The organism is Halobacillus litoralis, assembly GCF_020524025.1.
In the GTDB taxonomy this organism is placed as follows: domain Bacteria; phylum Bacillota; class Bacilli; order Bacillales; family Halobacillaceae; genus Halobacillus; species Halobacillus litoralis_D.
The window spans coordinates 409,336-436,101 of sequence record NZ_JAIVKN010000001.1 but is presented as its reverse complement, the minus strand read 5'-3'; the positions used below and the strand labels follow the sequence as shown (position 1 = coordinate 436,101).

Annotated in this window: 32 protein-coding genes; 6 read left to right on the top strand and 26 right to left on the bottom strand. The window is 40.1% G+C overall.

Annotated features, from left to right (window positions below; all coding sequences use genetic code 11):
- Window positions 1-11: 11 nt before the first annotated feature.
- The 6 genes from LC036_RS02400 to LC036_RS02375 form a co-directional block, all read right to left on the bottom strand.
- Complete coding sequence (locus LC036_RS02400) at window positions 12-293, bottom strand: hypothetical protein (protein ID WP_226577713.1); 282 nt, start codon at window positions 291-293, stop codon at window positions 12-14.
- A 156-nt stretch (window positions 294-449) separates the two neighbouring features.
- Window positions 450-1,226 (bottom strand): GNAT family N-acetyltransferase, encoded by a 777-nt coding sequence (locus LC036_RS02395; protein ID WP_226577710.1) that lies wholly within the window; start codon window positions 1,224-1,226, stop codon window positions 450-452.
- Window positions 1,227-1,279: 53 nt separating this feature from the next.
- Window positions 1,280-1,465 carry a GNAT family N-acetyltransferase gene (locus LC036_RS18600; protein ID WP_226579952.1) on the bottom strand — a complete coding sequence of 62 codons (186 nt, stop codon included), beginning with the start codon at window positions 1,463-1,465 and terminating at the stop codon, window positions 1,280-1,282.
- Between the two features lie 23 nt (window positions 1,466-1,488).
- Window positions 1,489-1,641, bottom strand: a complete 153-nt coding sequence (locus LC036_RS02385) for a hypothetical protein (RefSeq protein ID WP_413229813.1) — start codon at window positions 1,639-1,641, stop codon at window positions 1,489-1,491.
- Between the two features lie 137 nt (window positions 1,642-1,778).
- Complete coding sequence (locus LC036_RS02380; RefSeq protein ID WP_226577706.1) at window positions 1,779-3,014, bottom strand: aminopeptidase; 1,236 nt, start codon at window positions 3,012-3,014, stop codon at window positions 1,779-1,781.
- Window positions 3,011-3,214, bottom strand: coding sequence for a hypothetical protein (locus tag LC036_RS02375; RefSeq protein ID WP_226577703.1), 204 nt, complete (start codon window positions 3,212-3,214; stop codon window positions 3,011-3,013). The genes LC036_RS02380 and LC036_RS02375 overlap by 4 nt, the downstream gene beginning before the upstream one ends.
- 517 nt (window positions 3,215-3,731) lie before the next feature.
- On the opposite strand from LC036_RS02375, the gene LC036_RS02370 reads away from it, so the two are divergent.
- On the top strand, window positions 3,732-5,447 hold the full coding sequence (locus LC036_RS02370) for a choice-of-anchor I family protein (RefSeq protein ID WP_226577701.1): 1,716 nt from the start codon (window positions 3,732-3,734) through the stop codon (window positions 5,445-5,447).
- Window positions 5,448-5,677: 230 nt separating this feature from the next.
- Here the strand turns inward: LC036_RS02370 and LC036_RS02365 are convergent, their stop codons facing one another.
- From LC036_RS02365 to LC036_RS02355, 3 genes are all read right to left on the bottom strand, one after another.
- On the bottom strand, window positions 5,678-6,037 hold the full coding sequence (locus LC036_RS02365; RefSeq protein WP_226577699.1) for a hypothetical protein: 360 nt from the start codon (window positions 6,035-6,037) through the stop codon (window positions 5,678-5,680).
- 74 nt (window positions 6,038-6,111) lie between these two features.
- Window positions 6,112-6,900 carry a GNAT family N-acetyltransferase gene (locus tag LC036_RS02360; protein ID WP_226577695.1) on the bottom strand — a complete coding sequence of 263 codons (789 nt, stop codon included), beginning with the start codon at window positions 6,898-6,900 and terminating at the stop codon, window positions 6,112-6,114.
- Window positions 6,901-6,976: 76 nt separating this feature from the next.
- Complete coding sequence (locus LC036_RS02355; protein ID WP_226577692.1) at window positions 6,977-7,426, bottom strand: GNAT family N-acetyltransferase; 450 nt, start codon at window positions 7,424-7,426, stop codon at window positions 6,977-6,979.
- Window positions 7,427-7,707: 281 nt separating this feature from the next.
- Here LC036_RS02355 and LC036_RS02350 point away from each other — a divergent pair, with 281 nt between their 5' ends.
- The gene (locus LC036_RS02350) at window positions 7,708-9,075 is read left to right on the top strand and encodes a DUF2254 domain-containing protein (RefSeq protein WP_319004423.1); all 1,368 of its coding nucleotides are present in this window, start codon (window positions 7,708-7,710) and stop codon (window positions 9,073-9,075) included.
- A 188-nt stretch (window positions 9,076-9,263) separates the two neighbouring features.
- Here LC036_RS02350 and LC036_RS02345 read toward each other — a convergent pair whose 3' ends face one another.
- A complete protein-coding gene (locus tag LC036_RS02345) occupies window positions 9,264-9,554 on the bottom strand; it encodes a hypothetical protein (protein WP_226577690.1) in 291 nt (96 codons plus the stop codon).
- 257 nt (window positions 9,555-9,811) lie between these two features.
- Here LC036_RS02345 and LC036_RS02340 point away from each other — a divergent pair, with 257 nt between their 5' ends.
- The 3 genes from LC036_RS02340 to LC036_RS02330 all read left to right on the top strand — a co-directional run bounded on the left by LC036_RS02340 (window position 9,812) and on the right by LC036_RS02330 (window position 11,614).
- Complete coding sequence (locus LC036_RS02340; protein WP_226577686.1) at window positions 9,812-9,994, top strand: sporulation histidine kinase inhibitor Sda; 183 nt, start codon at window positions 9,812-9,814, stop codon at window positions 9,992-9,994.
- 278 nt (window positions 9,995-10,272) lie between these two features.
- A complete protein-coding gene (locus LC036_RS02335; protein WP_226577683.1) occupies window positions 10,273-10,446 on the top strand; it encodes a hypothetical protein in 174 nt (57 codons plus the stop codon).
- 223 nt (window positions 10,447-10,669) lie between these two features.
- Window positions 10,670-11,614: a glycerophosphodiester phosphodiesterase gene (locus LC036_RS02330; protein ID WP_413229812.1), complete on the top strand. Its 945-nt coding sequence runs from the start codon at window positions 10,670-10,672 to the stop codon at window positions 11,612-11,614.
- 336 nt (window positions 11,615-11,950) lie between these two features.
- Here LC036_RS02330 and LC036_RS02325 read toward each other — a convergent pair whose 3' ends face one another.
- From LC036_RS02325 to LC036_RS02250, 16 genes are all read right to left on the bottom strand, one after another.
- Window positions 11,951-12,451 carry a GNAT family N-acetyltransferase gene (locus LC036_RS02325; RefSeq protein ID WP_226577680.1) on the bottom strand — a complete coding sequence of 167 codons (501 nt, stop codon included), beginning with the start codon at window positions 12,449-12,451 and terminating at the stop codon, window positions 11,951-11,953.
- A 128-nt stretch (window positions 12,452-12,579) separates the two neighbouring features.
- Window positions 12,580-14,064, bottom strand: coding sequence for a nucleoporin-interacting protein (locus LC036_RS02320; protein ID WP_226577678.1), 1,485 nt, complete (start codon window positions 14,062-14,064; stop codon window positions 12,580-12,582).
- A gap of 164 nt (window positions 14,065-14,228) precedes the next feature.
- Window positions 14,229-15,176: an FTR1 family iron permease gene (locus LC036_RS02315; protein ID WP_226577674.1), complete on the bottom strand. Its 948-nt coding sequence runs from the start codon at window positions 15,174-15,176 to the stop codon at window positions 14,229-14,231.
- A 27-nt stretch (window positions 15,177-15,203) separates the two neighbouring features.
- Window positions 15,204-15,962: a hypothetical protein gene (locus tag LC036_RS02310; protein WP_226577671.1), complete on the bottom strand. Its 759-nt coding sequence runs from the start codon at window positions 15,960-15,962 to the stop codon at window positions 15,204-15,206.
- 67 nt (window positions 15,963-16,029) lie between these two features.
- Entirely contained in the window at window positions 16,030-16,788 is a 759-nt protein-coding gene (locus tag LC036_RS02305; protein WP_226577666.1) for a glycosyltransferase family 2 protein, read from the bottom strand.
- Window positions 16,751-18,247, bottom strand: coding sequence for an alkaline phosphatase family protein (locus LC036_RS02300; RefSeq protein WP_226577664.1), 1,497 nt, complete (start codon window positions 18,245-18,247; stop codon window positions 16,751-16,753). The genes LC036_RS02305 and LC036_RS02300 overlap by 38 nt, the downstream gene beginning before the upstream one ends.
- A gap of 1 nt (window position 18,248) precedes the next feature.
- Window positions 18,249-19,175 carry a lysylphosphatidylglycerol synthase transmembrane domain-containing protein gene (locus LC036_RS02295; RefSeq protein WP_226577661.1) on the bottom strand — a complete coding sequence of 309 codons (927 nt, stop codon included), beginning with the start codon at window positions 19,173-19,175 and terminating at the stop codon, window positions 18,249-18,251.
- A complete protein-coding gene (locus LC036_RS02290) occupies window positions 19,163-20,116 on the bottom strand; it encodes an NAD-dependent epimerase/dehydratase family protein (protein WP_413229844.1) in 954 nt (317 codons plus the stop codon). The genes LC036_RS02295 and LC036_RS02290 overlap by 13 nt, the downstream gene beginning before the upstream one ends.
- Window positions 20,117-20,199: 83 nt before the next feature.
- Window positions 20,200-21,441, bottom strand: a complete 1,242-nt coding sequence (locus LC036_RS02285) for a Vpr/Vpx protein (RefSeq protein WP_226577655.1) — start codon at window positions 21,439-21,441, stop codon at window positions 20,200-20,202.
- 268 nt (window positions 21,442-21,709) lie between these two features.
- Window positions 21,710-21,949, bottom strand: a complete 240-nt coding sequence (locus tag LC036_RS02280; RefSeq protein WP_226577651.1) for a hypothetical protein — start codon at window positions 21,947-21,949, stop codon at window positions 21,710-21,712.
- Between the two features lie 243 nt (window positions 21,950-22,192).
- A complete protein-coding gene (locus LC036_RS02275) occupies window positions 22,193-22,357 on the bottom strand; it encodes a hypothetical protein (protein ID WP_226577649.1) in 165 nt (54 codons plus the stop codon).
- A 168-nt stretch (window positions 22,358-22,525) separates the two neighbouring features.
- Window positions 22,526-22,900 (bottom strand): DUF4440 domain-containing protein, encoded by a 375-nt coding sequence (locus tag LC036_RS02270; RefSeq protein WP_226577646.1) that lies wholly within the window; start codon window positions 22,898-22,900, stop codon window positions 22,526-22,528.
- A 151-nt stretch (window positions 22,901-23,051) separates the two neighbouring features.
- On the bottom strand, window positions 23,052-24,098 hold the full coding sequence (locus LC036_RS02265; protein WP_226577644.1) for a zinc-binding dehydrogenase: 1,047 nt from the start codon (window positions 24,096-24,098) through the stop codon (window positions 23,052-23,054).
- Window positions 24,099-24,278: 180 nt separating this feature from the next.
- A complete protein-coding gene (locus LC036_RS02260; RefSeq protein WP_226577641.1) occupies window positions 24,279-24,905 on the bottom strand; it encodes an FMN-dependent NADH-azoreductase in 627 nt (208 codons plus the stop codon).
- A 147-nt stretch (window positions 24,906-25,052) separates the two neighbouring features.
- Entirely contained in the window at window positions 25,053-25,199 is a 147-nt protein-coding gene (locus LC036_RS02255; protein ID WP_226577638.1) for a hypothetical protein, read from the bottom strand.
- A gap of 306 nt (window positions 25,200-25,505) precedes the next feature.
- Entirely contained in the window at window positions 25,506-25,973 is a 468-nt protein-coding gene (locus LC036_RS02250; protein ID WP_226577635.1) for a hypothetical protein, read from the bottom strand.
- 199 nt (window positions 25,974-26,172) lie between these two features.
- Between LC036_RS02250 and LC036_RS02245 the strand changes: the two genes are divergently transcribed.
- A complete protein-coding gene (locus LC036_RS02245) occupies window positions 26,173-26,526 on the top strand; it encodes a hypothetical protein (RefSeq protein WP_226577633.1) in 354 nt (117 codons plus the stop codon).
- The last annotated feature ends 240 nt before the right edge of the window (window positions 26,527-26,766 follow it).

Here is a 26,766-nt window from a genome sequence, read left to right as displayed (position 1 = left end):
GAGCTTTTGCTTCACCTAAAAAACGAGTAGTAAAGCGATGCCCCTCCGCCAGACATCCAGTAGAATAAAAAAATGATGGAGATGAGGAACCAGACCACCCGCCATGCCGTCTCTCTTCTCGATAACTGAAGCCAAAAAAAAGCACCCCACCATACATAAGTCGTTACAATGGCAAAGTTTATCGAAGTATATGTCACCTGACTCATCGCATTTCCGAACCAACCGAGCAAGTTTACTGCTGACATAAGAATTAAAACGGTAATGTTAAGAATATGAAACAGCTTCCCCTTCATCCACATCCTCCAATCCTCAAATGCTGATCAAATGTAGATACAAAAAAATCTCATCCTCATATTTATATATCGATGTATCCGTAAGACCCATATAGGGTGGTTTACTCTAGGTGTTATTGAAAACTATTTATAAGCATGGATACACTATCGTATTTTCTATATGAAAACAGAGTATGTAGAAGTACTACTAAAGCCAAGTTTCTCCGCTAACTTAATTGAAGAGGTATTCGTTACATCGCAGTCCCATCTAGGGATCTTCGCATTCTCCAAACTATGACAGATGAAAGCCTTAGAAATTTCAGTTGCAAGACCCTTCCCCCTGTATATTTCATTCGTAGCAATATCTATTTCTGCAAAATCATTTGAACAGAATATGGATGTCCCTTCACTGATCACCTTTCCATTAGAAAGCATGCAAAACCCAAAGCCATTGTTAAGAAATTCAGATGCAGAACCCCAGTATTCTTCATAATAGGACGTCCCAAACTCGATGGATTGTTCGATGTGGGCGGAGTTTATCCGTTTTAATTTATAATTTTCATGATGGTCAAGTGTAAAAGACTGTTTACCAACAGTTATATATTCGAAGCTATATCTTTTTAATTGCTTCGCCTGCCCTTTAAGTTGACTTTTAAACAACGCATCCCATTCTTTTGAAGCTGTAAATATGGTGAACCTTTGTTCATCGGATTTATTTTTTATGAATTCGTTGATCAGCCAATGATTGAATGTGTAATTATCTGCATCCCCACATATAAAGAACAGCCCACTATTTGTCTTAACCAGCACTGTTCTAAGAGATGCAGAATCACTGTACACCTCCCCGGTAATATAACCGTCGAGTACTGAATAAGCAAAAACAGGGATAAAAGAGGCTTTGCCTCTGAGAAAGTTTTTAATGTTGAGATACTTTTCCAATTTCACTACGTCCATTGCTAAACTCCCTTTCACTAAGGCTAAGCCCATAAGAAAACGTGACACTTACATTAAGTTTCGTTTATTAAACCGAAAACGTAATGGTCTACATACTCGTCATACAGCAATTCAGATTTTTCAAGACAGCCTTCTTTTTTAAAGCCTGACCTTTGTGGAATGGATAAACTTCTTTCATTACCAGCTGCCACGCGTATTGCTATACGCTTAAGTTTAAGTTCATGAAAGCAGTGATTTATGACTTCTTGACACGACTTTGTTATTAATCCTTTTCCTTGAAAGGATTCTCCAAGCCATTATCTTTAAAACAGAATCCATGCACACTTGTAATAAGACTTTTCGGTGGAAGCACTTTATCATACTCCCACGTTAACTTAACTACCGCTTCTCCCCAGTTCACGTATTTGGTTGTCATTACTAGTCTCCTTTGCAAGTCATGGCAAAAACAAAGGTTAAGATTTGCCTTCATGTGTGGAAGGCTCGATTTTGAGATAAACTAATATACTTTATTACTTTTAAAACATTGGATTACTTCTAATCTATGATCGAATTTTAAAATGCCCAATTTCCGTCCCGGAAAATCGGAACGACCTCCCCTGATTCCTTTTCACCATCTATATTGAGGTCTGCAGTTCCTATCATAAAGTCAACATGAATCAGACTCTCATTCAAGTCCTGCTCTGCTAATTCCTCATTATTCATATCTGGCCCACCCTCTAACGCTATTGGTAAACCTTTACCGAGCGCCACATGACAGGATGCATTTTCATCATACAACGTATTATAGAAAACAAGCTCTGAATTAGAGATCGGTGAGTTATGCGGAACGAGTGCTATTTCACCTAAATATTTTGCACCTTCATCCGCTTCTAATATCGATTTAAGCACCTCATAACCTTTTTCAGCACTATAATCGATAACTTTCCCTTCTTCAAAAGTCAACGAGAATTCATTGATTAAATATCCATTATAGTTTAATGGCTTGGAGCTCTTAATCACACCGTTCACTCCATCTTTCTTCGGAACCGTAAACACTTCTTCCGTCGGTATGTTTGGCACATACGAAACCCCACCTTCACTTGTGAAATTCGCACACATCCACTTATGTACTTTAGGTAATTCAACAGAAAATCTGGTCCCATTCTTCGCTCTGTAGTGAAGCTTATTAAAGTTGTTCTCATTCAAAAAGCGTACAGAACTGTTCATCGTTTCAACGTGTTCCTTCCATGTCTGAACAGGATGATCTGTATTTGTCCGGGTCACATCAAAAATTTGTTCCCAGAGCAGATCCATACTTTCTCCTTCAGAACGATCAGGGAACACTTGCTGAGCCCACTCTTTTGATGGGACAGCTGCAATACACCAGTTCATTTTCCCTGAAATTTGATAAGACTTAAACGGACGCAATGCTTCTGCAATTGCTTTTTGTGCCATAGATACACGCTCAGGATCCACGTCTTTCAATAAATTTGGGTTCGGAGAAAAAACCTGTAACAAGGCTGCACCTTCTTCAGCCATTTTCTCGTACCCTTTTGCTTTCCATTGAGGGTAGTGTTTCAGGCCCTCTTCCGGAGCTTTTTCATATTTGGTCAGCAAAACTTGTTCATCAGTATACTCAACCATCACAACCTTTGCACCCTTGTCATAAGCCACTTTCACAACCTGCTGTACAAAATCTGAGGCATGGATGGGGGCATCAATAATGAGTGTCTGGCCCTTTTGAAGGTTCAGACCAATCTCTACCGTAATATCAGCATATTTTTCTAAACGACTCGTACCATTATTCATACAATCAACCTTTCTGATTCTTTTATATCGCTATCAAAGTAAACAGCTTCAGGATTGCTCTTGACAATCGTTCCAGTTTTTATAAGTCCACATTTCAATAGATATTTGAAGAATCCAGCTACATATACAATCAAGTCATAGCCTCTTAAAGCGCTGCTCTTTTTATCTAATTCAGAATTGAAACGTAAAATGCTGATCATTTATAAGGAATCATTATTTTCCATTCTTCTTATAAAAGAACACTTGCCAATACGCGATTAAGATAATAGGAATAACCATTACTATATGCCCGAATAAATTTAAATCGATATCGAAGATGGGATGGATCAATAAACTCATTCCAAAAATATAAAAAGGTATTCCTATAATTTTTAGTGCAGTTATCAAATTATCCCACCTTATCAACCCATGAAACTTCCATTTCTTGTTTAATTACTCTATTACCTTGAAAGTAAGTTTTAAACTATCCATATGCTAAAAAAGCGATTGCTCATATTGAACAATCGCCCCCCTATAGGTAAGACTTGATTCAGAGATATTAGAGCAGGTTTATTTTAATAGAAAAATAATTAATTAGCGCATGAACACTTTTTCTATTACTCCCTATCCCACCATGACTATTCTGAAATTTACGACACCTTTACTTCCTATTGATTTTGACTAAATAACTATCCAGTAAAATATTAGTAGAATGAAAAACAATATGGAGGAATTAAAATGTTTACAATTAGAAAGACGTTAGCTGCGGGCGCGGCGGTAGTGACCGCATTTGCAACTCTGTCACTTTCCAACCCAGCTCTTGCTAAAGAACCAACAGAAGATTTAGAGATGCATTTACTGGGGAACTATGACAGCGGGGCCGGACTCGATGAGGGAGGCGCAGAAATCGTAGCCTATAATGCAGGAGTGCAGCGTGCTTATTCCATTAATAGTGCGGCAAATGCCCTGGATATTCTGGACATGTCAAAACTACATAAAGGTAATGGAAAAAAAGTACAGGACATCCCGCTTTATAAGCGCGTTTCACTAGCAGAATTAGCACCAGAATTAGGGAGCGTTGATGGACTGACAAGCATAGCTGTAAGCCCGGATGGAAATTATATCGCAGTGGCTGTAGTTGCAGAACCCAAAACGGAAGCCGGGCATATTGTATTTTTGGATTTGGAGGGGAACTACTTGAATCAAGTAGAAGTAGGCTCACTCCCTGATATGGTGACATTCACTCATGATGGGAAGAAACTTCTAGTTGCAAACGAGGGAGAGCCAAACGAGGATGTTACCATAGATCCTGAGGGTTCGGTTTCTATTATCGATGTTACAAAAAATGTGAAAGATATAGACCAAGAGTCAATAACGACTGCTGCTTTCACTGATCAAGTCCAAATCGACGAAAACGTCCGCGTGGTCAAACCAAATGCCACCGCGGCACAAGATTTTGAACCGGAGTATATTTCAGTTTCCAAAGATGACAAATGGGCGTATGTAGCCCTGCAAGAAGCCAACGCGATTGCTAAGCTTAACCTTGAAACAGGCAGGTTCACTCATGTCCACGGACTTGGTTTCAAAGATCATTCCCTTCAGCAGAATTCATTCGATGCTTCCAATAAAGATGGAGAAATCAATCTTACTGATTGGCCGGTACTCGGAATGTACATGCCCGATGGAATCGCTTATTACAGTAAGGATGGAAAAAATTATATTTTGACTCCGAATGAAGGAGATGCCATGGATTATGATGGATTCAGCGAAGAGGTCCGTGTGGAAGATTTGAAGAATCAGTATGATCTAAATGCAGAAAATTACCAAGGATACACCCAGGACCAATTGGATAAGCTGGTTGCCAATGGTTTATTCAAGGAAGAAAACCTTGGACGTCTAAAAACGACTACAGCTATGCCTGTCAATAATGAAGGCAATTATGAAGCGATCTATGGATATGGAGCACGCTCTTTCTCCATTTGGAACGCCGAAGATATGTCCCTGGTATATGATAGTGGCAGCGATTTTGAGCAGATTATCGCTGATCAAATCCCTGATTATTTTAACACCACGAATGATGAAAATGAATTTGATTCCCGAAGTGACGACAAAGGACCTGAGCCGGAAGCTGTAGTAACTGGAGAAATAGCTGGCAGTGATTATGCTTTCATCGGTTTAGAAAGAATGAGCGGGATCATGATCTATAATATTGATGATCCTGAACAGCCTGAATTTGTAGAATACATTCATAGCCGCGATTTCTCAGGGGAAGTTCCCGGGGGAGATGTTGCTCCAGAGGGACTGAAGTTCATCCCAGCCGAGGAAAGCCCGACAAAACTACCTCTCCTATTGACTGGGAATGAAGTAAGTGGAACGGTAGCCGCTTATGAAGTGACCAAGAAATCTCTAAATGGGAATAAGGGAAAAAAGCTAGGGATACAAAAAAATAAATAATCCCGATGGAAACCTAATTCGGTACGGAGAAGAATCCTTGAATTCTTCTCCGCCTTTTTTAGTTTGGAGCAAAATATAAATGGTACAGGAAATCTAGTGGACCTTCCAGTTCCTTTTATGAATCGGTCGTCATGTGTTTCTTTATAAGATCAAGGAGGTTCCTGACTGTTACTGTCACCATCATAGAGTTTCTTCTTTCGATTATTTCGCGCCCCTTATACACAAAAATTCTAATCAGAAGAAGGCTTTTTTGGTTTCTCTTTCTCCTCGACATCGATGCCAATCTCTTTAATAACAGCGCCGCCGGTTTCCTTGATTAAATACATGACCACAGGGGAATCTTTCCGCTTTTTCTCATCCGAGGTCAGTTCTACTTTCCAGGCCTTTACATCTTGTTGATCTTCCACGGAATACTGGTAGACGAGTGTGGTCTGATTTCCAAATGCCGTCCATAACTCAGGGTTATGGTAGCCTTTCTCTTCCGCCTCCTGGATGGCGATGCGCTCTGCTTCTTCCTTCTGGATGAATTGTCCCTCGTTACACCCGACAAGAGTGAATACCACAAGAACCAAGCTTAACCACCGTTTCATTCGTCCTCCTCCTAAAAACCCTTTCTCATAAAAAAGGGGCTGGGTTAGAATAGCCCTGCCAAGGCTAATCCACCCTAACGCCCCTGCATGTCCTTAATCCCTTTCCCACTAAAAAAAGCATGACCAGTCTGTAATGTAAGGACTGTATCAAATCCGTATCGACTATAAACCTTTTCCACCCGTTCATTAATGGGATGAACCCATAGTTTTTCAAGCTGTAGATGCTGAGCTTCTTTTTGTATATGTTGGAGCAGCAGACCGATTAATCCTTTTCCTCTATACTCTTCGATTGTAGCGACGCTTTCTATCCTCCCTTGACTGCCATAAACAAATAAACAGGCTGTCGAGCAGGGTTCTCCATTATATTTCAATACGTAATGAGTATAACGGTGATCGTTAAATTCAGATTCAAAAGCCTTTTCCCGAACGGCTTTCCCTCCGAATTCTTCAATCTGACACTCCACCGATAAGGCTTCATCATAATTATTACTCGTCACTCTCTCAATTGTAATATTCTCATCTAATGGCAGCTGTTTAATTTCTTCATTCCACAGCTGGATGGGCTGTGAAAACTCTTCAAACTGAAAGCCTCTCTCTTTTAATAGAGAAACAAAGCTTGTTAAGGACTCCAGTTTGTATAAATAAAATCTAGGAATGATATGTAAAGACTTATAAAATGAAACAACTTCATCAACCACTTCTTCAGGGTGGTCAGGTGGGTCACTCACATGGGCATGGTTCGCATCATAATAGTCTGGTTGATTTTGATTCCAAAACAATGCCCCCCACGGTCGATCTTGTTTCGTTGAAAAAGATTGTAAAAGTGCAAAATTGAGCTCTTCCATTTGGCTGATCAGATCCATTTGTATTCCGCCTATTCTTGTTTGTTTATCCAGTCATTCAGCTTAAGTTCATTAAGACTAATTTTATGAAGTCCTGTTATTTTGAGATTCTCATCGTCATTTCAATTTCATTATCATTTTGTTTTCTTCTTTTAAAACCTATTTTTTCATACACACGAATAGCTGCTTTGTTTTTTGAGTCTACGACTAAATGAATGACCTCAACGTTCGTAGGATAGTAATGAAGACCAAAATCTATTCCTTGCTGGACGTACTTTGCCCCCAGGCCTTTCCCCACTAAGTCAGGTCTTAGAGCTAAGCCTATCTCCATTGCGCTTTCGTTTATATTGAATTCAAATAATCCAGCAGCCTCCTGATCCAATAATGCGACAAACCCCTCGCAGCCCCCTGGACCTTTCAAGCTTTTCGTATTCCTGTATGACTCAAAATATGGTTTCATTCCTACTTCTTCAATAAAGCCCTCATAATTCCATGAGTCAATTTCTATTACATATTCCATATTTATAGGAGCAAATTTAAAATACACGTTCCCTTCCCCCTTACCTTTTTTACAACTAAACCGACCATTCACACCGACTTGTAAGCGGCAGGACCGGGGCAGTTAATGATATTCCAAAACAAACCACCGTTTTGGGTTTCCCACATCTGTTGATTACTAGAATTCGAGGCATATCCATATCTTATACTCTTTAATGGTTAAGCACACTCCAATTGCTTCGTATTCCAACCTTATATCAAATGAAGAATGATTAAAAACTTTACAAGAGTGGTAATGCTGTAGATAGAAAATTATACAGGAGTGTAAAAATGAAAATACCAGACATCCAAAGATATTTCTTCATGTCAAAAAGAGAAAGGCGGAATGAGCTGAACCAAACTTTATGGTTAATGCCCCTCCGTTATATCGCCGTTGCACTGGCTCTATCAGCAGTGAGTGCCATTCTTGATATTTATTTAGATATACATAAACATCTACCTGCTGACATTGTTTTTACCGGGTCAACCACTCGCTTGGTCATTACAACCCTGACGGGAGGTGTGCTTACTTTAAGTGCGTTTACGATTAACTCATTGTTGGTAGCCTTAACTACCCTGAGCGGACAATATTCTTCGAGAATGGTATTGAATTTCATCAGTGAACCTCCTACCCAGCACGTTCTTGGAATTTTTAACGGAAGCTTCATTTATGTATTATTTAATATCCTTTACTTAAGCAATAGCAATAACGAATTCTATTTTGTTATTCCTGTTCTTTCAATAATCATAACATTTATAGCTGCTGTAACCTTTATATATTTCGTAAACCATACATCTACATGGCTGCAGGTTCATAACATCACCTCAAATATGAAAAAGACGACGAGAAATACGATAAGAAGTTCTTTATTGGAGGAAATCGGCCCCTACCAGGTTAAAGGAAAGGAATTTAAGGACAACATCTCAAATCAATGTCCTGTAAAAACAATATACGCAAATGAATCCGGACACCTGCAATCCGCAAATTTCCAAAACATTATAGAAGAGGCAAAAAAAGATAACATCGTCATTGAATTACGAGTCTCAATCGGTCAATTTATCCTTGAAAATACGCCGCTCTTTGATTATTGGCAGGACAGCAAGGACTTTGATGAAGAAAAGTATCGGAGACTTGTCAGAGTGGACACGAAAAAAACCGAAGTCCAGGATTTAGAATTTGGATTGGAAAAATTAGTTGAAGTTGCTACTAAAGGGCTGGGGAATAATGACCCGTTAACTGTCAACAACACGTTATATCAAATTGCAGACTTATTAAAGGAAATTGGAAATGCTACAAGCTTCTCTCCTATTTTAGTAGACGACGAAAACCATGTAAGGTTGAAGTTGAAATATGAAGGGTTTGATTATTACTTATATAAGAGTTATGGGTATATCCGTGAATATGCCGGGCAGAATTCTACGGTCATCATTACTATTCTGGAAATGCTCAACCTTCTAGCCCAATCCATGGACAGCCAGGTTCACAATGACTTATGGAAATTTGCAGAGGAAACGATCAAAGGCTATCAACAGCATTCCCTTTATGAGTCCGATTGTCACTATATTCTAAAGAATTTAAAAGCCGTAGCTATCCACACCAACAACGAGGATGCTTTTCCTAATTTAGAAGAGATCATGTCAACAAGGGTATTTACTTAAGTATGACTAACCAACTGCTGCCAGCTTTTTATTCAAATGTGATTGGTCGGTAAAGCACAAAAAAGATGGCTCTGTTAAAGTTTAATGTTGATATTTACAGAAAAACAGAACTTCCATAAAAATGGAAGTTCTGTTTGGTTTATTGTCTTATTGAACCAACCCACCCGATAGTTGAAGGAATAAGCTATTTATTTTTGCTTTTTTTCCCATAATGATTGGTATGTTTTTCTCTTTCTTTCCAGCCCTAAAGTGTATCCTAATGAAATTATCATCATTACTCCACTAACAACTAGAGACTCTAGAAATGTTCCGTTTGCCATAATGCTTATAACAAGTCCGAACCCTATCCCCATAATAAGACTCGGAATAATTAATGCACCTTTTTTAGACCCTTTATTCGCAAGAAATCTGGACAAAAATATTGCAATAGTAATAAATACAATGGACCATAAAACAAAAATTATTGCATCATTTCTCAATAGCAAGCCTCCGTTTACTTATCTATTTTCTTGAACTAAACTGCCTCGTTAGTTCTTCATATAATATAGAAAATTCAATCGTATCATTTTCATGCATGGAAACAAAGTCACATTTTCTTGTTCTATCCTATAGTTATTGGGCATTTCTTCCGATTCCAGGTGGGTAATTTTTTCACTTTGTATGCGATTGGTTTCTATGAAGTTAATAAAGGTGCTGTAATCATTCTTAACTATTAGCTTAAGGAGGAAAATTGAGGTTGAAAGAGTTAACGGACCATTTGCTGCTTAAGACTTATATTCAAGCCCACAAACTTGACCTTCCCGATGATTTCATTGAAATCCTAAACCAGGAAATACACAGAAGGCAGGAGAGTGGCTCCTATAACACGTCCCTTTATGGGAAAGAAAAACCTTCCCCCGAATTAACAAGAAGGTCATAATTAGCGTGGACTGACCCCCGATCTGCTAAGGTGAATGACCAGGAGAGCGGGGGTCAGAAACTTTCCTTACTTTTTCATAGGGAAGTATGTTAAGCAGCTGACTGTTTCATAAAGACCTGAATCTAATATCCGTTACATATACTTTTCAAATCCAACCATTACCTTGCTATTAAATTGCAGGAATTTCCGCTAAACTGTATATGATTAGGACAAAATATGAGATAATATTTTTGTAGGATAATTTATGGCTTTATCAGCCAGAAGGAGGGTTTCCCCTCATGTTTCTAATTGTTAAAACACTTAATGGGAAAACAAAGACCTTAAAGGATTCAAACAGCCAGATGGCTAAAACCTTTACTACATCCCAATCAGCCAATATTCTCTGCCATAAACTAAATAAATCAGTTGCTCCTGAAAACCCTTGGAGAGTAGAAAGAAGTAACTATTGTTAAGTAAGCAGTTCATTCTGCTTACTTTATTTATTTTCCAGGATTTAACCAGGGTAACAGTTTCACCAGCGTTTATTTCTCTAATTGTTAAATTGTAAAAGTTTTCTATCGTTTTATAACCCTCGCGTTAAGGTTTATGAAGAATCAATGAATTCACTTAAAGTTCATTATCTCCTCCTTTATTATGATTGGAGTAAATCAAAATCTATTAAAGGAGGAGAATCTATTGAAAAAATTTTTTAAGAAAGTGACTCTTTTTACTGTTGCCCTGGGGATGGTAATGGGACCTACAACCACCTTAGCTGCACAAAAACACGAGGACCCTACGATGAATGATGAACGCTTTTTAGTTATTGGCCATAGAGGGGTAAGTGGATTAGCACCTGAACATACGATTCCGGCTTATGACCTTGTCAAAGAAAAAAAAGGCAGCTATATCGAAGTGGATATTCAAATGACAAAGGATGGCAGGCTTGTAGCCATGCACGATACGAACCTCGAACGTACAACCAATGGTACCGGGGAAGTACGCGATCATACCCTCAAAGAAATCAAACAGCTTGATGCAGGCTCCTGGTTCAATAAAGCTTATCCAGAGAAAGCGGATGCCTCTTACAATGGTCTGGAAGTACCAACGCTTGAAGAAGTTTTCCAACGCTACGGAAGATCCGCAAACTATTATATTGAGACAAAATCCCCGGATGTCTACCCTGGTATGGAAGAAAAACTTCTGGATCTAATAGAGAAGTATAAGCTTGACGGTCCAAACGAACGATCCAGCCATGTGATTATTCAATCATTCAGTCAGGAAAGCTTACTTAAAGTGAATGAAATGAATCCAAACCTTCCCCTCGTCCAACTGCTGTGGTACGAACCAGGTGAAGATGGCACTTACGTCGAATACAAAAATATCACTCCATCTCCTTCTGAAATAACAAAAGCTGACTTCAAGGAAATTGATGAATATGCAGTCGGTATCGGTATGAATTACCGTTATGATGGAGAATTGTTTTACGATGAGAGCTTTATAGAACAGGCAAGAGATCTGGGATTACTCGTCCACCCTTACACCGTGAATACAGAAGAAGATATGAACATGCTTCTTGACTGGGGAGCTACAGGCATGTTTACGAACTATTCAGGGAAATTATTCGAGGTCACTCATCACTAATAACGGGATACCATAAAACCTTGACCCTCTGTCACCGAAGTGGTCATGTATGTGGAGAATCATAATAAACAATATCCTAAATTTGTTATAAATGACGAAAGCAGGTCACACCCCTGATGTTAACTCACCATACGAAACATCAGGGTGTGACCTTTTATTGGTTTCCGTGTATTTTAGTTGAGTATAAGGCAGACCTGAACAACCACTCGCTTTCCTGAACTTTCTCAGGCTCCGCCCTTCCGTGATCTCACCTAGTCTCTTCTACCCGTGGGAGTCCGGCAGTTTCCAGACCCACGATTTTACATTGAGGTAAAGACTTGTCTTAAAAATACTCCGTTACAGAGTGATATGATAAATATTCTTGGTTTTAGAAACCTTATGAAGGACCCCGCCGTTACGTTTCACAATCTTATTTGAAGGTTTGTTGGAAGGGTTAACACCAATTTGGATGGGATTAATTTTTAAATCATAGCATTCATGTATGAGCAGGCGTAAGATCTCGTTTCCATAGCCCTTCCCCCGTTGCGATAGAGGAATCGCGTATCCAATGTGACCGCTGTTTTCTTTAAGATTATCATTTAACCAGTGCCGAATGCGGCCATATCCTACTGGTGTTTGATCATAATACATCCAGTAAATGGTTTGAGGAACCATCCAGGTCTCTAATCCGCTTCCTCTTGAAAATTGCTCATTCTTACTTAACCATTCACCATATTCCTCATAGGTTTTCCCTTTCACTTCATTCTTAAATCCATGATCATTGTCGTCAATTTCCTGGAGCATTTCGTATATCATTCTTCCGTCCCATTTTGTTAATGCTTTTAAATGTAATGACATAGGGCTCATCCTCACTTAGAAAGGTAAAGAAATAGAGATTAAATAGTATGATTAGATCTCCACGCACTCGGTGTTTCCTTACGTTTTTCTGCAATTTTACTATAGCTGAATTCACCAGCAGCCACCTTTTACTTCCATGTCCATTCATAAAGCTCTATCTTCCCATAAACGGGATCAAACAGGTTACTTGAGCTGAATTCTGCTATCTTTCTTACTCTGCCCTGCAGATCATAGCCTTGATTTTCAAATCCCTTTACGACATGATCGGTTAATAACACTCGCTTATCCTTATTGTAGGACAATTCAGATTGAAAATAGTCATACGTAAGAATCTTCTTATGTGTGTAGTCCACTTGAAGATAACTCATCACACGTGACTCTTCCCAAGTATAAACAACCTTTTGTCCATTTAACTCACTTATATATTGAGTCAGTTGATAAACAGCAGGTGGATTCTCTGCTTTTTCCTCAGCCAAACCCTGCCCGACCCAAGTCTGGACGATAACAAGAGATAAACACACCCCGATGATGTACACCTTTGCACGATCTGCATAGATATGAAGCAGCAAATATACAAATAAACCTGATAAAGGCAGAATGTGTCTCGGCTTATCAACGTTTTGTGCAAACAGCGCCCATAAAAAATATGCAGTACATAAGAGCAATATCCCTTGTAAGAATGCATCCTTCCTTAATTTTGTCTTTGAGAACTGAAAGATAACCAACAGCGTTAATAATGCGTATAACCCAAGGATGATCCAGGACCTGGCACTAAGGGCTGTCCAAATTAGATTGTAGAAAAGAAGCAGAGCTACTCTCTCCCACAGCGGCATGGAATCTGCGGTAACCGCTCCTCCCCATTCGGTAAAATGGCCGGCAGCAAAACCAAAAGCAAGCTCGATAAATGTACTGGTACTCCCTGTAGATAGCACCAATCCAACGACCCAGATGAATTGAAATGCAGCAGCAATCCCCGCCTTGCTTAATACATACTGAACGTAAGACTTTTTCGTTTGAAAAGCCCTGCGTTCCCTCCACCACAGCCAAAGAATTCCTAAACCGAAGGGAAGGTAGGATAACCGTACTCCCATTAATATACTGAATACAAGGAGAGGAAGAATCCGCCACCTTAACGCAGAAGACCTGTCTGCCTGATATAAACTCCAAATATACCACCAAAGCACGGATAGAGCTGAAGCCTCACTCATCGCTTCCGTGCTCATAACCCACAAGTATCCCATCGAATGAATGACAGACGTGAACAAGAGCGCTTGGAGAACAGGAAACCTCCTCTTAAATAATAAGAAGATTGGAACAAGAGAACTCAACGTCAGAATCGTGTTAAAAACAGAAAGGGCGTAGACAGGATCCTGCACCCACTTATGTACTATCATGCCACCCAAGATAAAATAAGGGTATCCTGGAAAATGTGGCTGCATGGAAAAGAGGTCATATTGTTTAACTCCAAGCGCAAAGTCCACCTGGTCCCAGGACCTTGCCCATTCACTTCCATCCGCGAGTCTGAAGTACAACGTACAGCTCACAAAAACCAAGAACATTGCCCAGGCAATTATTTTAAACGTATTATTAGAATCGTCCAGCCCCTTTTTCATTACTGACTGCTCCTTTTTAATCTTGGCTCTGTGAAAGTTTATTGTTTCGTTTGATTTGGATTTCTTTTGCAAGCTTAAATGAACGAACAACAGTAGACTTTAACAGCCCTTTAATCTCACATATAAAAAAAAGGCGTAATGGAAAATTACGCCTTGCAGTTGAACTATTTATTCAACGTTTGACCTGCTGCTTGATTCGTATAGGCAGGTTTCGCTTGTTTTTGTACTTTTTCAACCTTTTGTTTTGCAGGTTCTTGATTGTTTGCTGTAACTAACATAAAGATAACAGCAAAGTAGCCGACATAAGCAATAATTTCTTCAAGCGATGGCATGGAGGAGTATCCAAACAGAGCTTTTAGAAAAATGCCTATATCCCCAGAAAGAAGAGGTGCCGTTCCGGTATCCCTTAAGAAATGTGCATAATCGATTGGGTGTTCTGGTAGTAACCAAGTAATATTATAGACATGAGGCATAACACTTCCGATAATTTGTAAGTCCTGCATCATGGAAATCCCTTGTACAAGAAGTCCTGCAGCAATCATTACAATAAACGCTCCAGTAACTTTGAAGAAGGATTTCAAAGGTATACGCATGGTTCCTTTAAAGAAGAAATAACTGATGGTAGACGCAATGATGACCCCTGTAATCGCACCCCATCCTTGAAAGCCCTTTTCGATGTCTCCACCGGTGATAGCTGCAAAGAAGAAGACTGTTTCTACACCTTCCCGCAATACAACCAGAAAGGAGTGAATGACCATGCCGACAACATTGCCGGTTGTCACGAGCTTACTCATTTTCCCTTCCATCTGCCCTTTTAAGTTTTTACTGTGTTTTGCCATCCAAAACACCATCTGGGTCAGTAAAATAGAGGATATGAGCATAATCCCGACTTTCATATACACCTCGCTGCCCATTGCTGCAAAGCTGGTGAATACAACTTGGAACAACATGGCAACACCTACACTTGCAAGTACAGCGAGTCCTGCTCCCAGCCACACATATTTAGTGAATTTCTTGTTATTCGTCCTTTTAAGAAACGTGGTGATGATACCTACGATCAAAAGGGCTTCCAACACTTCACGAAAAGTAATCAACAACGCTTGTATTTCCATGAATATACACCTCTTCTACACTTGGGATCATTTCTTTCTTCTTACAAAATAAATGATAACAGCTACGATGAAGCCTCCTATAATTAAAATAGGCAGCCAATTTTTCCACTCTGAAAAATCCGTGTATCTGTCGACAGTTGATTGGTTCTCACTTTCATTAACATCTGCACTATCTGAAAAGTGTCCAGCGCTGTATTCTTCAATATCAAACGGCTGTTTCAACTCTTCTAAAATGAACGCTTTACTTGAAAGAAACTGATCTTTATCCTTTTCTTTCTCCCCGACCCCGAATAATCCAGGGTTCCCAAGACTTTCAAGGGCTGTATCAAATTCATCTTTCATTTGCGAATCCAATTCCGGGTTCTCTTCTGCTAGTGCAGGAGATAACGCTTCATATGTAGCAAACCCCTTTGCTAACAGCTTCTTGCTCATATCGTAGTCATCAAAATTCTTTTCAATTGCTTCCAGGCGTCTGGAAATATTCAAAGCCAGAAGCTTCTGCATTTGATTGATTGTCGCTTCTTTATCTTCATTTTCAATGGAGTTCAAAATAACTTCAGACACTTCTTTCCCCATATGCAGATCGACTTCTTCTTTAATCGTGTCATACAGGGCTTTCGCTTCCTCAAAATTCGGAGGCGATTGATTCAACTTCACAACCATGTCCTTATACACTTCGGCAATCTTTTCCTCACTCGGATCTCCATAAGAGTATGCAGCAACATTGGTTTGAATAGAGAGATTAAGCAATAGCATAATGGCTATAATTAAACTGAATTTTTTCATGCGTAGCAACTCCTGTCAATTAAATGATAAAGATTATCAATATCATTGTCAAGGATTAAATGCGTTTTCATTGTGCTTCTTTTGTGGAAGACTCTTCACGTTTTATCGGGTGTGGATCAATTTGAACTTTTTCTACCGGCCGTGCCATTTCTTTGATAATCGCTGGGATAACCGAAGTCATATAGGATTTGAATTTAATGAATGACTGACCTTTCGAACGCACTTGATACGTAATGGGTACTTCTTTCACCCGGAATCCTTTTCTGACCAGGTTCAATGTCAGTACCTGGGCATAGTTGTAATCATGGATGATTTCTGCATGCTTCACTGCCTGCCTGGAAAACGCCCGCATACCTGACTGTCCATCATAGATCCACTTTCTAAGAAGAAGCGACTGCAGGAAAGTAAAGAAGTAATTACCTAAACGACGATGGATTCTCATCCCTTTGATCGTACCGAGAAACCTTGAGCCCATCGTATAGTCATAGTCGCCATCCAATATTGGCTCGATTAGTTCAGGGATTTCCCAGGCAGGGTACTCATTATCCGCATCAATCATGACACTAATGTCTGCTCCAAGTTCATAGGACTGCTCGAGGGCTTCCCGTACTGAAGCCCCTAAACCTTTATTTTGAGAGTGAGAATAAATATGATCAGCCCCAGCTTCCTGTGCAGCTTCCACCGTGCGGTCCGATGACCCATCATTGATGACAAGAATCTCGACATCCACCTGCGGGTGAAAATGACGCGGGATTCTACGAATAACTTCTGCAATTGATTCCTCTTCATTATGAGCTGGTAAAAATACGATGACTTTCTGATTCATTGTGAGGTTCCTTTCTTGTTTGTTTAAGTGCATCAGTGAGGACAGATCCACGGCTGTGATCCGGGAAAGGGACACCTAATAGATGGGCGACCGTTGGTGCGACAGAAATCAGGCTGTGCTTATCATCCACTACTTTACCTTCTTCAATGGAAGGACCGCACATGAAGAATGGTACATAGCGTTCCCCTTCATCAAGGTGGCCGTGGCCGCCAATTCCGTCAGCCTGACCGTGATCCGCACAGACGAGTAACGTTGTGTTATCCATATATCCCTTCTCTTCCAGCCAGGAAACAAATTCCTCTATCAATCGATCCGCTTCCTCTATTTTCTGGATGTATTCATCATATAGTACTCCACGGCTATGCCCGGTCTGATCTGTTGAAATTAACTGGATATTGAAAAAGTCCAGATTTTCTTTCTCCATGATTTGTTTCGCATTTTCTAAAATACCTTTATCTACAGAGTCATTGTCCATGACAGCCGTATAAGAATCGACATCATCCCCCATAGCATCAATTAAGTGGGCAACACCGAGGAGACGGCCTTTCTTTCCTGCTTTTCTTAGAGAGTCAAAGATGGATTCTACTTTGATGCCAAGCTTCCAAACCATGTTCGATTTAATTCCATGTTCTTTCGGATAGGTCCCTGTCATCATGGAAGAAAAACAAACCACCGTTCTCGCAGGATAGACCGTTTCCATCTGAGCATACTCAGTACCTGTTTTTCTCAGTTTGTCCAAAAAGGGCGTATCCGCTTCATGGAAACGCTCTTTCCGCATCCCATCGATCACAATCATGATCACTCTATCACTAGGTATACCAATTGGATCCACAGCTTCCGTCCGTGTTTCTTTAACATCCGGCTGCCAATCGAACAGATAACGGTGAAGCACCCAGCTAAATGCGAAAATACCGAGAAGAAACAGAGTGTAAGCCAACCCTTGGACCGCACTCCCAGTTTCGACCTTAGTCATGAACATCTGCCAGACAGAAAGGATCAATAAAAACTTCGGCATCTGTTCCTGCGCATTTCCACTAGTGGAGTCACTGTTTTTCAGTACAAGTTTCCAGAACCGGGTGAAGTTCAGCCATGACGTCCCAATTCTGAGGTGATAATAAAAGGTTCCCCAGAAAAAGACAGTGAAGAAGTAATAAAGTCCGAGAGCAAACGCTAAAAGCAAGAGGTTTACATCTCCAAACAGAATAAGATAACCAACAAATGGTATCCATAAATAATTACGCAACAAGAGTGGAAAGTCAAAATGATAGTAAAGCGCAAGCAGCGGGAGAGTAAATAAAAAGCTAATTCCACTCACCTGCCAGAAAGATGGGTCCCCCCACTCTTGTATGTAAAAGAGAAGCATGGTCCCGACAACAAAAATAGGCGTGAACGGTTTCCCTTCATTTAATAAATTCCAACATCGTGCAGCAATCACCTCAAATGTGGAGGCTTGCTTCATATTAATCTTCCTTTCTTTTCAACCAACCCTTTATCGTTTTCAAGGATATGGGAACCGATAATATTAAATATAATCCGACCGCAAATGAAAAAATAAACTTAAATCCGTGGGTAAGAATGGCGATCGTATAGGCATTCTTAATAGGTACTTCAGAAGCACGCAGCGCAAAGCTCATAAAGCTTTCGTAAGTACCAATGCCTCCAGGTGAAAAGTGAAAGACCTGGCCCGCGATGGTAAAACTGTTGACCCATAGGGACTGCAGGAAGCCCAGAGCAGAACTGAACTGAGTGGCCACAGCAAAAACAATAATCGCTTCGAGCCCCCAGCTGACTGCAATTAGAAAAAAGAGAAGAACCCCTTGACCAGAAAATAAAATAGATCCAACCCTTTTGATTTGTGAGATGATGACAGTCCGCCAATTTTCCTTAAAAAAAATTAGAACCATAACTAAGCTGCCGGCCAGCACCAGTAAAATCAAAAAAAGATAAGAAATGGACAAGCCTAAGTAAAGCACTCCTCCTAAGGAAATGGACCCTAGGATCATTAAATCCAGAGAGCGCATGACCACTACAGATTCTATAGCAGATTTCCAGCTGATTCTCGTTGAATTCACTAGATAACCAGCCCGGACCACATCCCCGGCTTTAACTGGGAGCAAATGATTGATAAACAGACTATATAACAATCCATCAACAAACTGCTTCAAAGGCTGCGATTTGTCCACATAAAGCTGCCACGCTTTGGCTCTTATCAGGAATGCTGACAAATAAGCGGCCGTCATCGCACCGATGACCCAAAAGTTACTGAAAAGTTCTTTTAATTCTATAAGTATGTAGGAAAAGTCAAAGGCTAAATAAGACAGCCACAAAAAGCACACCCCTACAAGCAGCCTGCCTCCCCATTGCACAGACCGCTTTAGACCCGGCATGATTTAACCCAGTGAACCATCCGTTCAATACCTTCCTCTATTGAAACTTTGGGACTGTAGCCCAATTCAGACTGCGCTTTGGAAATATCAGACCAGGTCGTAATAACATCTCCCGTCCGCCAGGGTCTTTGAATCAATTCCATGTCAGGATAAAAGGTTTGAAAACTGTTCAGTAGCCGCTCCATTGTCACAGGCTCACCATAACCGATATTGAACGTTTCATTTTCGTGCTTAGAATGGAGAACCGCCTCCACCCCATCTACTATATCATCGATGAATGTATAATCCCGGGACGTCCCTCTCCCAAAAATTTCAATGGGAAGTCCATCTTCTAATTTTTCGGCGAATTTTGGGATCGCCATGTCCGGTCTTGCGAAGGGACCATAAACGGTAAAAAAACGTAGGATGGATAACTGGAACCCATACATATGCTGGTAGGAATGACAAAAAGACTCTGCCCCATATTTAGAAGCAGCGTAAGGAGATACCACTTTTCCATCAGCCATTTCTTCTGACAACGGCTTCTTATCTTTATTTCCATAGACAGAGGAGGAAGAAGAAAAAATGACATGAGATATCCCCGCTTCTCCTGCGCTCTTCAGTACATTAATTGTCATTTCAATATCATATTGAACATACGCCAAAGGATTCTTTACTGAATAGGCCACCCCCGGCAATGCTGCCAAGTGGATAACTGCGTCATACTGATTGGCTTCAAACACTTTCCTGCACTCGTTCTCATCTTTTAAATCAAGGTTAAAAAATTGAAAATGACCTGCCTGCTTAACTTGATCTAACTGCTGCTTTTTCCTTGCTGGATCATAATAAGGATCGAAATTATCTACGATTGTTATCTCATGGTTTTCCTTAATGAGTCTGGAGCATACATGCATTCCAATGAATCCTGCTCCGCCCGTAACTAGAATGTGCAATCCTGCCACCTCAATCATCAATGTTCATAGTAAAAAACCTTGTTTCGAAAAACAAGGTTTCTTACGTCTATCATAACCTATTTCAAGCTGTTTTACTTTGCTTCCTCAATGATGGATTGAAGCGTTCCTTCAATTTCACTAAGAACTTCCATCGCTTTATCCTTTTCATCAGCTTTAACGGCATCCAAGTAAGTCTGCGCTTGTTCGTTCAACGTCGTATACGTCTCTTCACCTTGGATACGCTCGATATCACTAGCAATCATATCAATAAACAACGCACCCTCAAGAGCTGTAATGGCAGATTTGTCTTCTCCCCAATATTCTTCACTCTCTTCGTATTCATGCAGGGCTACTTTAGAAAGACCGCGTACGAATGCATGGTTCACTGCTTCAGCATCCAGTTCTTTTACATCACTCTCAAGGTTGAAGTTCTCTTCAATAATAGCCGCATCTTCTGGAGCATACTCACTAACATAGTTAGAAACAGATTGATAGAATGCCCATCCTTCTGCTTGTTCTACTTTTGCATGCTCGGCATCTTCCTTGGCTTCTTTAGCAGCTTTGAAAGCATAGCCATGAGGCTCAGCACCAGAAGCAAGATAGAATGCTTTCATCATTGTCTTATCTACTACTTGCTTTCCTAATTCGAAAGCTAGTTTATCATCATCAGCTACTGCTTTTTCAATTTCATTGAACCCAGCATCGATCTGATCAACCATATTGGTTTCATAAGCTGCATCACGCTTTTGAACTGTTTCTTTTAGAACTTCATAAAATTCTTTGGCCTCGGCGATTTCTTCTTCCGCTAATTCTTTATCGCCCCATCCTTCGCTGATCTCCTGGAACTCATGTTTGATCGTTAGATAAAACACTTTTTGAGTGAGCTTGTCAAAAATTTGTTTGACGATCTGCCCATCCATTTCCCCATTTTTACCAGCCTCTAGGGCGGTAGAAATCTGTTGATCAATCTTACCATCACGATTAGCTACCAGTGATTGTAAGTTGTTATTATATAGGTCGATGACTTTCTCGTAATCTACTTCTTCACCTTCAGCTGCTTTAGCCAGCTCGTTTTTTCCATCTCGATAAGCATTTACGAATTCAGAATCAGATTCTTGATCGTTGGCCTCTTCACTTTCTTCTTTACTTTCTTCTTTACTCTCTTCTTCATCTTCCGTGCTTTCTTCAGAATCCTGAGCTTTTTCTTCCTCTTGAGAGGCGTTTTCCTCATTAGAACTCTCACCATTTGCACTACTTTGTTCTTCTTGTCCACATGCTGAAAGGACAAGTCCCATGACGATTAATAGTAAAACAAGCTTATTTTTCAAGAACATCATAATCCCCCTGTTTTTATGTATCTTATTGATAATGAATTTCAGTTGCAAGTTTATTATATAGAGAATGATTCTCAATGTCAACCGGATGATCATGCCATTAACAAAGACTGAAACTCCGGAGTTCGGTCCTAAAGAAGTGTGAGGGATCTATGGACATAAAGCAGATGTGGGTAGAGACACTCATCCGTAATAGGAAGGTCCGTTCCTCCCTCTTCCTTGTACAAAACTCGACTCCAGAATGCCCATTGGGTGAGAAAGCCCGCAGTTAAAAGATACTTATTGAAAATAAAAATAGATAAGGACTTAGAAGTAACAGGACACTGATATAGATCAAACTGCGTTTCCCAATCATCATCGCAAATGCCCAGCTGAACAGACCGCATATAAATGTAAAAAGAATCGTGTGTATGATGCCGTACTCTTCTATCCAGGGCATTAAAAATGATAGAAAACCGACGATAACAATGATCCAGTAAATGAGATAGACATAATTTATATTTTTCATTCATGGCCCTCCTGCCATAAGTGTTTTAATGATGTCCTTTAGTTGAAGGAGTATCTTTCCTTCAAGGTGAACCTAAATCCTTCACGACCTATCATACGCATTCCCTCACGCTCTCTATATAAGACACTAATGTTACATCACCTGGCATTACATACTTCCTAACATGAAAAAAGGCGGTTACTTTTTTGAAGTAACCGCCTTTAGAGCGAGCAGATCCACCTTTATCAAAAAACCTTTCTTATTTCAAAACAAAGCAGCAATGACAATCCCAATGATCAGGATAGGGAGAAAGACAAAGATCATTAGAATCACTTTTATATTGTTCCGGTCAGAAAATAAGGGCTTCCGATACAAGAATACCAAAAGAGCTATTAGAGTAAGAGAAAAGATTGTGATCGCTCCATACATAACCTGCCCCTCCCTGGACGTGGACTAAGTTCTATTATCTAATATAAACGAGTATCCATTACCCTTAGTGGATTTCAAGCTGCACTATAAAACACAATTCCATGAGCGAATTGTGTTCTTATCTCTAAATCAACTATTTATAACAAGCGATCGTTTCGTAGAATCTTTCTATTCATATTTGAGTTCATCAAGACTCTGGTCTGTAATGGTCCCTTGATGAAAAGAAAGCTGCCAGCGTTCATCCAACCACTTCCATATTGAGCTCCGCCACGTATTCCTGTTCCGAGTCCGATCCTCGATATAATAAGTAGCCAGTACAACACCTTCAGCCAACTGTTCGATCTGATAATTATGCAGCGTCATCTCTGAAAGGACTACGCCTTGCTTAAGACAGTACTCCTTATTAAAAATCCTGCCGGAACTCCCGATTTCCCAAAAGTCATCAGCCAGAATTTTATCCAGTTCCTTAGAGGAAGAGCGTACGGCATGAGAAATATGAGATTCCTCTAAAGCCTGAAGTTCACTTTTTAACCGTTGATTCATAAAGTCACCCCTTGCTTTTCATCCATTCATGCTGAACGGATGCTTATTTCTCGAGTCTTCCTTTCTATAAAAAGAAGCCAAATCACTCTGTGATTTGGCTTTTATGTCCGTTCTTTTTCTAACTTATAAAGAAACGTTTGATTACCGACTCTTATGAATCATGACCGGGCACCAATACAATCTTACCCAGCTTTCCGGCCTGCTTAAAGTATTGCTGCGCTTCTTTCGCTTCTACAAGAGGGAACGTCCGATCAATGACAGGTTTAATTTTCCCTTGAGAGATCGCCTTCATCATGTTTCCGAATTCTTCTCTTGTACCTAAGACTGATCCATACATCGTAATGTGCTTTAAGTACAGGGTCCTGAAGTCAAGTTCTGTTTTCTGCCCTCCGGCAGATCCGGATGTGCAGAACTTCCCGCCTTTTTTAAGAACTTGAAGAGAAGTTGAGAATAATGCATCCCCCACGACATCCAGAACAGAATCAACAGGTCCCCCATTGGCTTCCAGGATTTGTTCCGCGAGATTCTCTGAACGATAGGAGAGAACGTGGGTCGCCCCGAGTTCCTTCATTTTCTCCTCAATGGACAGGTCACCGACAATGGCGATGACTTCGGCACCAAATACGTTGGCGGCGATCTGGATATTTAACGATCCTACGCCTCCGTTCGCTCCAGTGACAACAATCGTTTCTCCGGGTTTCGCCTGAATCTGCTCGACCATATGCCAGGCGGTCATGCCACTGACAGAGAAGGCAGCACTTTCGGTGTAATCGTTTAGAGGCATATCAAAACAAAGATCCGCCGGCCAGACGACATACTCCGCATAGCCCCCGTCATATTCTGATCCAATAAAGGACATATCTTCAGAAATATGCTCATGCCCCTCTTCACCACTGGAAGTGAACGGGAATAAAACGACATCCTTTCCTTTCATCGCTTCATCCACTTCGCCGCCTGTTTCAATCACGGTCCCTGTTATGTCTGATCCTGGTGTTCTCGGAAATTGTACGCCTTCCGGACGCCATCCAGACTTTCCACCTGTTCCATAGGCGCCTTCACGCATCCATATTTCTGTATTATTAATACCACAGGCTTTTACCTGAATGAGCACTTCATTTGCTTTTGGTTCTGGAATAGGGAGATCTCTTACTTCTAACTTGTCTACATCTCCATACCCTGTAACTTGTACGGCTTTCATCATCATCACTCCTCATTGCTGTAGCCTCTCAGTAAAAGGATAATCCAACGAAGTAATTTTATCCATTCATACGTATTATCAGGATTTTTATCGATATCACCAATTCGCTCTTCACACATAAAAACCATATAAAAGGCTTAGAGTCAGACTCTAAACCTTTTTCATAAGTTCAATGGTGATTTAAAATGACTGCGCAGCATCTTCAGCTCTGGCAATCGCCTTTTCTTTAATTTCTTCTGCTTTGTCAGGCATGGCTGCGTGCCCTTCGACAAAAATACTGTCAAAAGAAGGAACTCCAAAGAACTGCATTACATTCTTTAAATACCTATTTCCCATTTCCATACCAGCGGCTGGTCCCTCTGAGTAAATCCCTCCGCAAGCCTGGATGTGAAACGCTTTTTTATCCGTTAATAAACCAACAGGGCCCTCTGCTGTATATCTAAAGGCTTTACCAGCTACAGCCACAGAATCGATATAGGCTTTCATTACAGGAGGGAATGAAAAGTTCCACATTGGTGTAACAAAAATATACTTATCAGCGGAGATAAACTGATCACTCAACTCTCCTAAACGGTGCACTTTTCTTTGCTCTTCTGCAGACAGTTCATCGCCCGACTGAAGTTTGCCCCAGCCACTGAAAATGTCGGCATCAATTTGAGGAATATCCTCCTTGTATAAATCAAGATGGATCACTTCATCTTGTGGATTCGATTTTTTGTAGCTTTCAATAAATGCCTTGCCCACCATTATGCTGTAGGAAGCTGTTTCATCATGGGGGTGGGCAGTAATGTATAATACTTTCGACATAAACATCTTTCCTCTCTGAGTATAGATAGTATAGTTTGTATCAAACCGATGCTTATTACTATTTATCTTGAATTCAAATGAATGGCAGAAAGACAATTGTCTAACCATAAAAAAAGAACCCATGAGTCATGGATTCTTTTCCTTGTTCTATTCTTCTTCCGTTAAAGGAACGTACGAATACGGGTTTCCGGAAATGTTTTTTCTTGCCTCATCACTCAATGTGAATGGCTCATGAGCAGTAACTTCCTGACTTAATGGTGCACTTCCATCATAATGCAGCGGTTTTTCATTCATTTCGCTTCCTCCTAAAAAAGTATTTTTTTTAGCTTTTACTTTCTTTTCATAAATATCCGATTTCCTATTAAGGGTCCTTTATCAGGAACCTTTTCTACAGTCTATGTATATCGAATCATGACTTTATGACTGCCCCTGTTAGTATTTCAGATGGAAGCCAATAATACAATCATAATTTTGGACACTTACGTGTGAATGTAAGATTATATGAAGCACCTTTCCCTTATTTACTTCTTCTTCATTCGAATAAAAATTCCTTTATAATAGAAGACACACACCTGTGGTAATTAATGGAAATTTACAACATTACTCTTCTGTTAACTCCAGATGAGAAAAGTCCCTCCAGATATATTTGTTATAGAATGAAAGAACAAGATAGGTATTGGAAGCGATGATCGGCCAGATGACCGGCACATTGACGATTTGAAAATCGTATAGCAAAGGAACGAATAGATAAGACGATGCAAAGTGTATGAAAAAAGATAAGAAAATCAACAACACCGACTGCATGACTTTCCTAAATACTCTCCCTTCCCTTATTTCACAAAGGGATTCCCAATCAAAGTCTTCCCAGAAAAAGTTTTCCAAACTGCTGGAAAAGGCTCTTCCTACGGGAGTGAGCAGAATCGTTAAGATTGGCACGCCGGTCCACTTGACGAACGGATTAATTCCTATACCATCATTTAAAATTGCCGTTACTGCACAGCTTAAAAAGAATGAAAACAATAAAGGTCTATATCTCTTCTCATAAAACTGCAGCTTATTCATTTCCATATTTTACATCCCCCCTGAATTCCATATATCAATATACCAAAGTTTCCCTCAGGCCACTATAGTTCCTACACAATTAGATCTCACTATGATAAGTAAGAGGTGGAATTTCCTTTGCATTTTTCAAAGCCATTGTTGTTTTCAGTCGTTTTCTTTAGGGAATGGGTTGTGTGTGAAACCTGATTAATGAGGAGGAAAGACAATGACAACCGAAGATTCCAAAGCGAATTATCACATTACGAAGTTCCATGACTTCCAAAGCGTCTGTATTGAAAATGACGGTCTCGCTTTTCCTGAGTTCAAAAAAATTATGGAGGACTACATTTTGAGCCAGCCGAAAGAAACGATGGTCTTTCAAGAGTGCTGGATCGAGGATAAACAAAAAGACGACATGGAAGTGAGAACGGTTCAAGTAAACTTTCTCGATCATAAGACCAAGAATTTCATACGCCTTTGGGGTGCTAAAAAGAATGAAGATCATCAAGTGTTACATATGAAAGTAGACGCATTAGATATAGAAACCAAAGAAGTAGTGTATGAGCGGCAGTTAGCATAAAATACGTTCCGATCTCTATCCGTTCTACCTTTAATAAAGCTCATTCAAAATGAATGGGCTTTTTTTGATGGCTGACGCGACCCATTCCTTTTCTTTCAAAACTGAACCCCTCCTTTTTTCACAGTACCAAACTACCAATTTACAAAATCATCCAATATTTACATTCTATTTACGATACTTTCACATGACCATCACACTTCCCCTCTACTCTTTGGATAGAGTTTCCAAAAGGAGGATATA

What these genes read in the sequence shown, in the direction of transcription:
- LC036_RS02270 (WP_226577646.1), bottom strand. Translation starts at nt 22,900, where the DNA reads ATGAATCAACGGTTAAAAAGTGAACTTCAGGCTTTAGAGGAATCTCAT.
- LC036_RS02350 (WP_319004423.1), top strand. Translation starts at nt 7,708, where the DNA reads ATGAAAATACCAGACATCCAAAGATATTTCTTCATGTCAAAAAGAGAA.
- LC036_RS02310 (WP_226577671.1), bottom strand. Translation starts at nt 15,962, where the DNA reads ATGAAAAAATTCAGTTTAATTATAGCCATTATGCTATTGCTTAATCTC.
- LC036_RS02265 (WP_226577644.1), bottom strand. Translation starts at nt 24,098, where the DNA reads ATGAAAGCCGTACAAGTTACAGGGTATGGAGATGTAGACAAGTTAGAA.
- LC036_RS02370 (WP_226577701.1), top strand. Translation starts at nt 3,732, where the DNA reads ATGTTTACAATTAGAAAGACGTTAGCTGCGGGCGCGGCGGTAGTGACC.
- LC036_RS02385 (WP_413229813.1), bottom strand. Translation starts at nt 1,641, where the DNA reads ATGACAACCAAATACGTGAACTGGGGAGAAGCGGTAGTTAAGTTAACG.
- LC036_RS02375 (WP_226577703.1), bottom strand. Translation starts at nt 3,214, where the DNA reads ATGATCAGCATTTTACGTTTCAATTCTGAATTAGATAAAAAGAGCAGC.
- LC036_RS02300 (WP_226577664.1), bottom strand. Translation starts at nt 18,247, where the DNA reads ATGAAGCAAGCCTCCACATTTGAGGTGATTGCTGCACGATGTTGGAAT.
- LC036_RS02400 (WP_226577713.1), bottom strand. Translation starts at nt 293, where the DNA reads ATGAAGGGGAAGCTGTTTCATATTCTTAACATTACCGTTTTAATTCTT.
- LC036_RS02255 (WP_226577638.1), bottom strand. Translation starts at nt 25,199, where the DNA reads ATGAATGAAAAACCGCTGCATTATGATGGAAGTGCACCATTAAGTCAG.
- LC036_RS02380 (WP_226577706.1), bottom strand. Translation starts at nt 3,014, where the DNA reads ATGAATAATGGTACGAGTCGTTTAGAAAAATATGCTGATATTACGGTA.
- LC036_RS02275 (WP_226577649.1), bottom strand. Translation starts at nt 22,357, where the DNA reads ATGTATGGAGCGATCACAATCTTTTCTCTTACTCTAATAGCTCTTTTG.
- LC036_RS02360 (WP_226577695.1), bottom strand. Translation starts at nt 6,900, where the DNA reads ATGGATCTGATCAGCCAAATGGAAGAGCTCAATTTTGCACTTTTACAA.
- LC036_RS02320 (WP_226577678.1), bottom strand. Translation starts at nt 14,064, where the DNA reads ATGAAAAAGGGGCTGGACGATTCTAATAATACGTTTAAAATAATTGCC.
- LC036_RS02295 (WP_226577661.1), bottom strand. Translation starts at nt 19,175, where the DNA reads ATGCCGGGTCTAAAGCGGTCTGTGCAATGGGGAGGCAGGCTGCTTGTA.
- LC036_RS02325 (WP_226577680.1), bottom strand. Translation starts at nt 12,451, where the DNA reads ATGTCATTACATTTAAAAGCATTAACAAAATGGGACGGAAGAATGATA.
- LC036_RS02315 (WP_226577674.1), bottom strand. Translation starts at nt 15,176, where the DNA reads ATGGAAATACAAGCGTTGTTGATTACTTTTCGTGAAGTGTTGGAAGCC.
- LC036_RS02285 (WP_226577655.1), bottom strand. Translation starts at nt 21,441, where the DNA reads ATGTTCTTGAAAAATAAGCTTGTTTTACTATTAATCGTCATGGGACTT.
- LC036_RS02395 (WP_226577710.1), bottom strand. Translation starts at nt 1,226, where the DNA reads ATGGACGTAGTGAAATTGGAAAAGTATCTCAACATTAAAAACTTTCTC.
- LC036_RS02245 (WP_226577633.1), top strand. Translation starts at nt 26,173, where the DNA reads ATGACAACCGAAGATTCCAAAGCGAATTATCACATTACGAAGTTCCAT.
- LC036_RS02305 (WP_226577666.1), bottom strand. Translation starts at nt 16,788, where the DNA reads ATGAATCAGAAAGTCATCGTATTTTTACCAGCTCATAATGAAGAGGAA.
- LC036_RS02335 (WP_226577683.1), top strand. Translation starts at nt 10,273, where the DNA reads ATGTTTCTAATTGTTAAAACACTTAATGGGAAAACAAAGACCTTAAAG.
- LC036_RS02250 (WP_226577635.1), bottom strand. Translation starts at nt 25,973, where the DNA reads ATGGAAATGAATAAGCTGCAGTTTTATGAGAAGAGATATAGACCTTTA.
- LC036_RS02260 (WP_226577641.1), bottom strand. Translation starts at nt 24,905, where the DNA reads ATGTCGAAAGTATTATACATTACTGCCCACCCCCATGATGAAACAGCT.
- LC036_RS02280 (WP_226577651.1), bottom strand. Translation starts at nt 21,949, where the DNA reads ATGAAAAATATAAATTATGTCTATCTCATTTACTGGATCATTGTTATC.
- LC036_RS02365 (WP_226577699.1), bottom strand. Translation starts at nt 6,037, where the DNA reads ATGAAACGGTGGTTAAGCTTGGTTCTTGTGGTATTCACTCTTGTCGGG.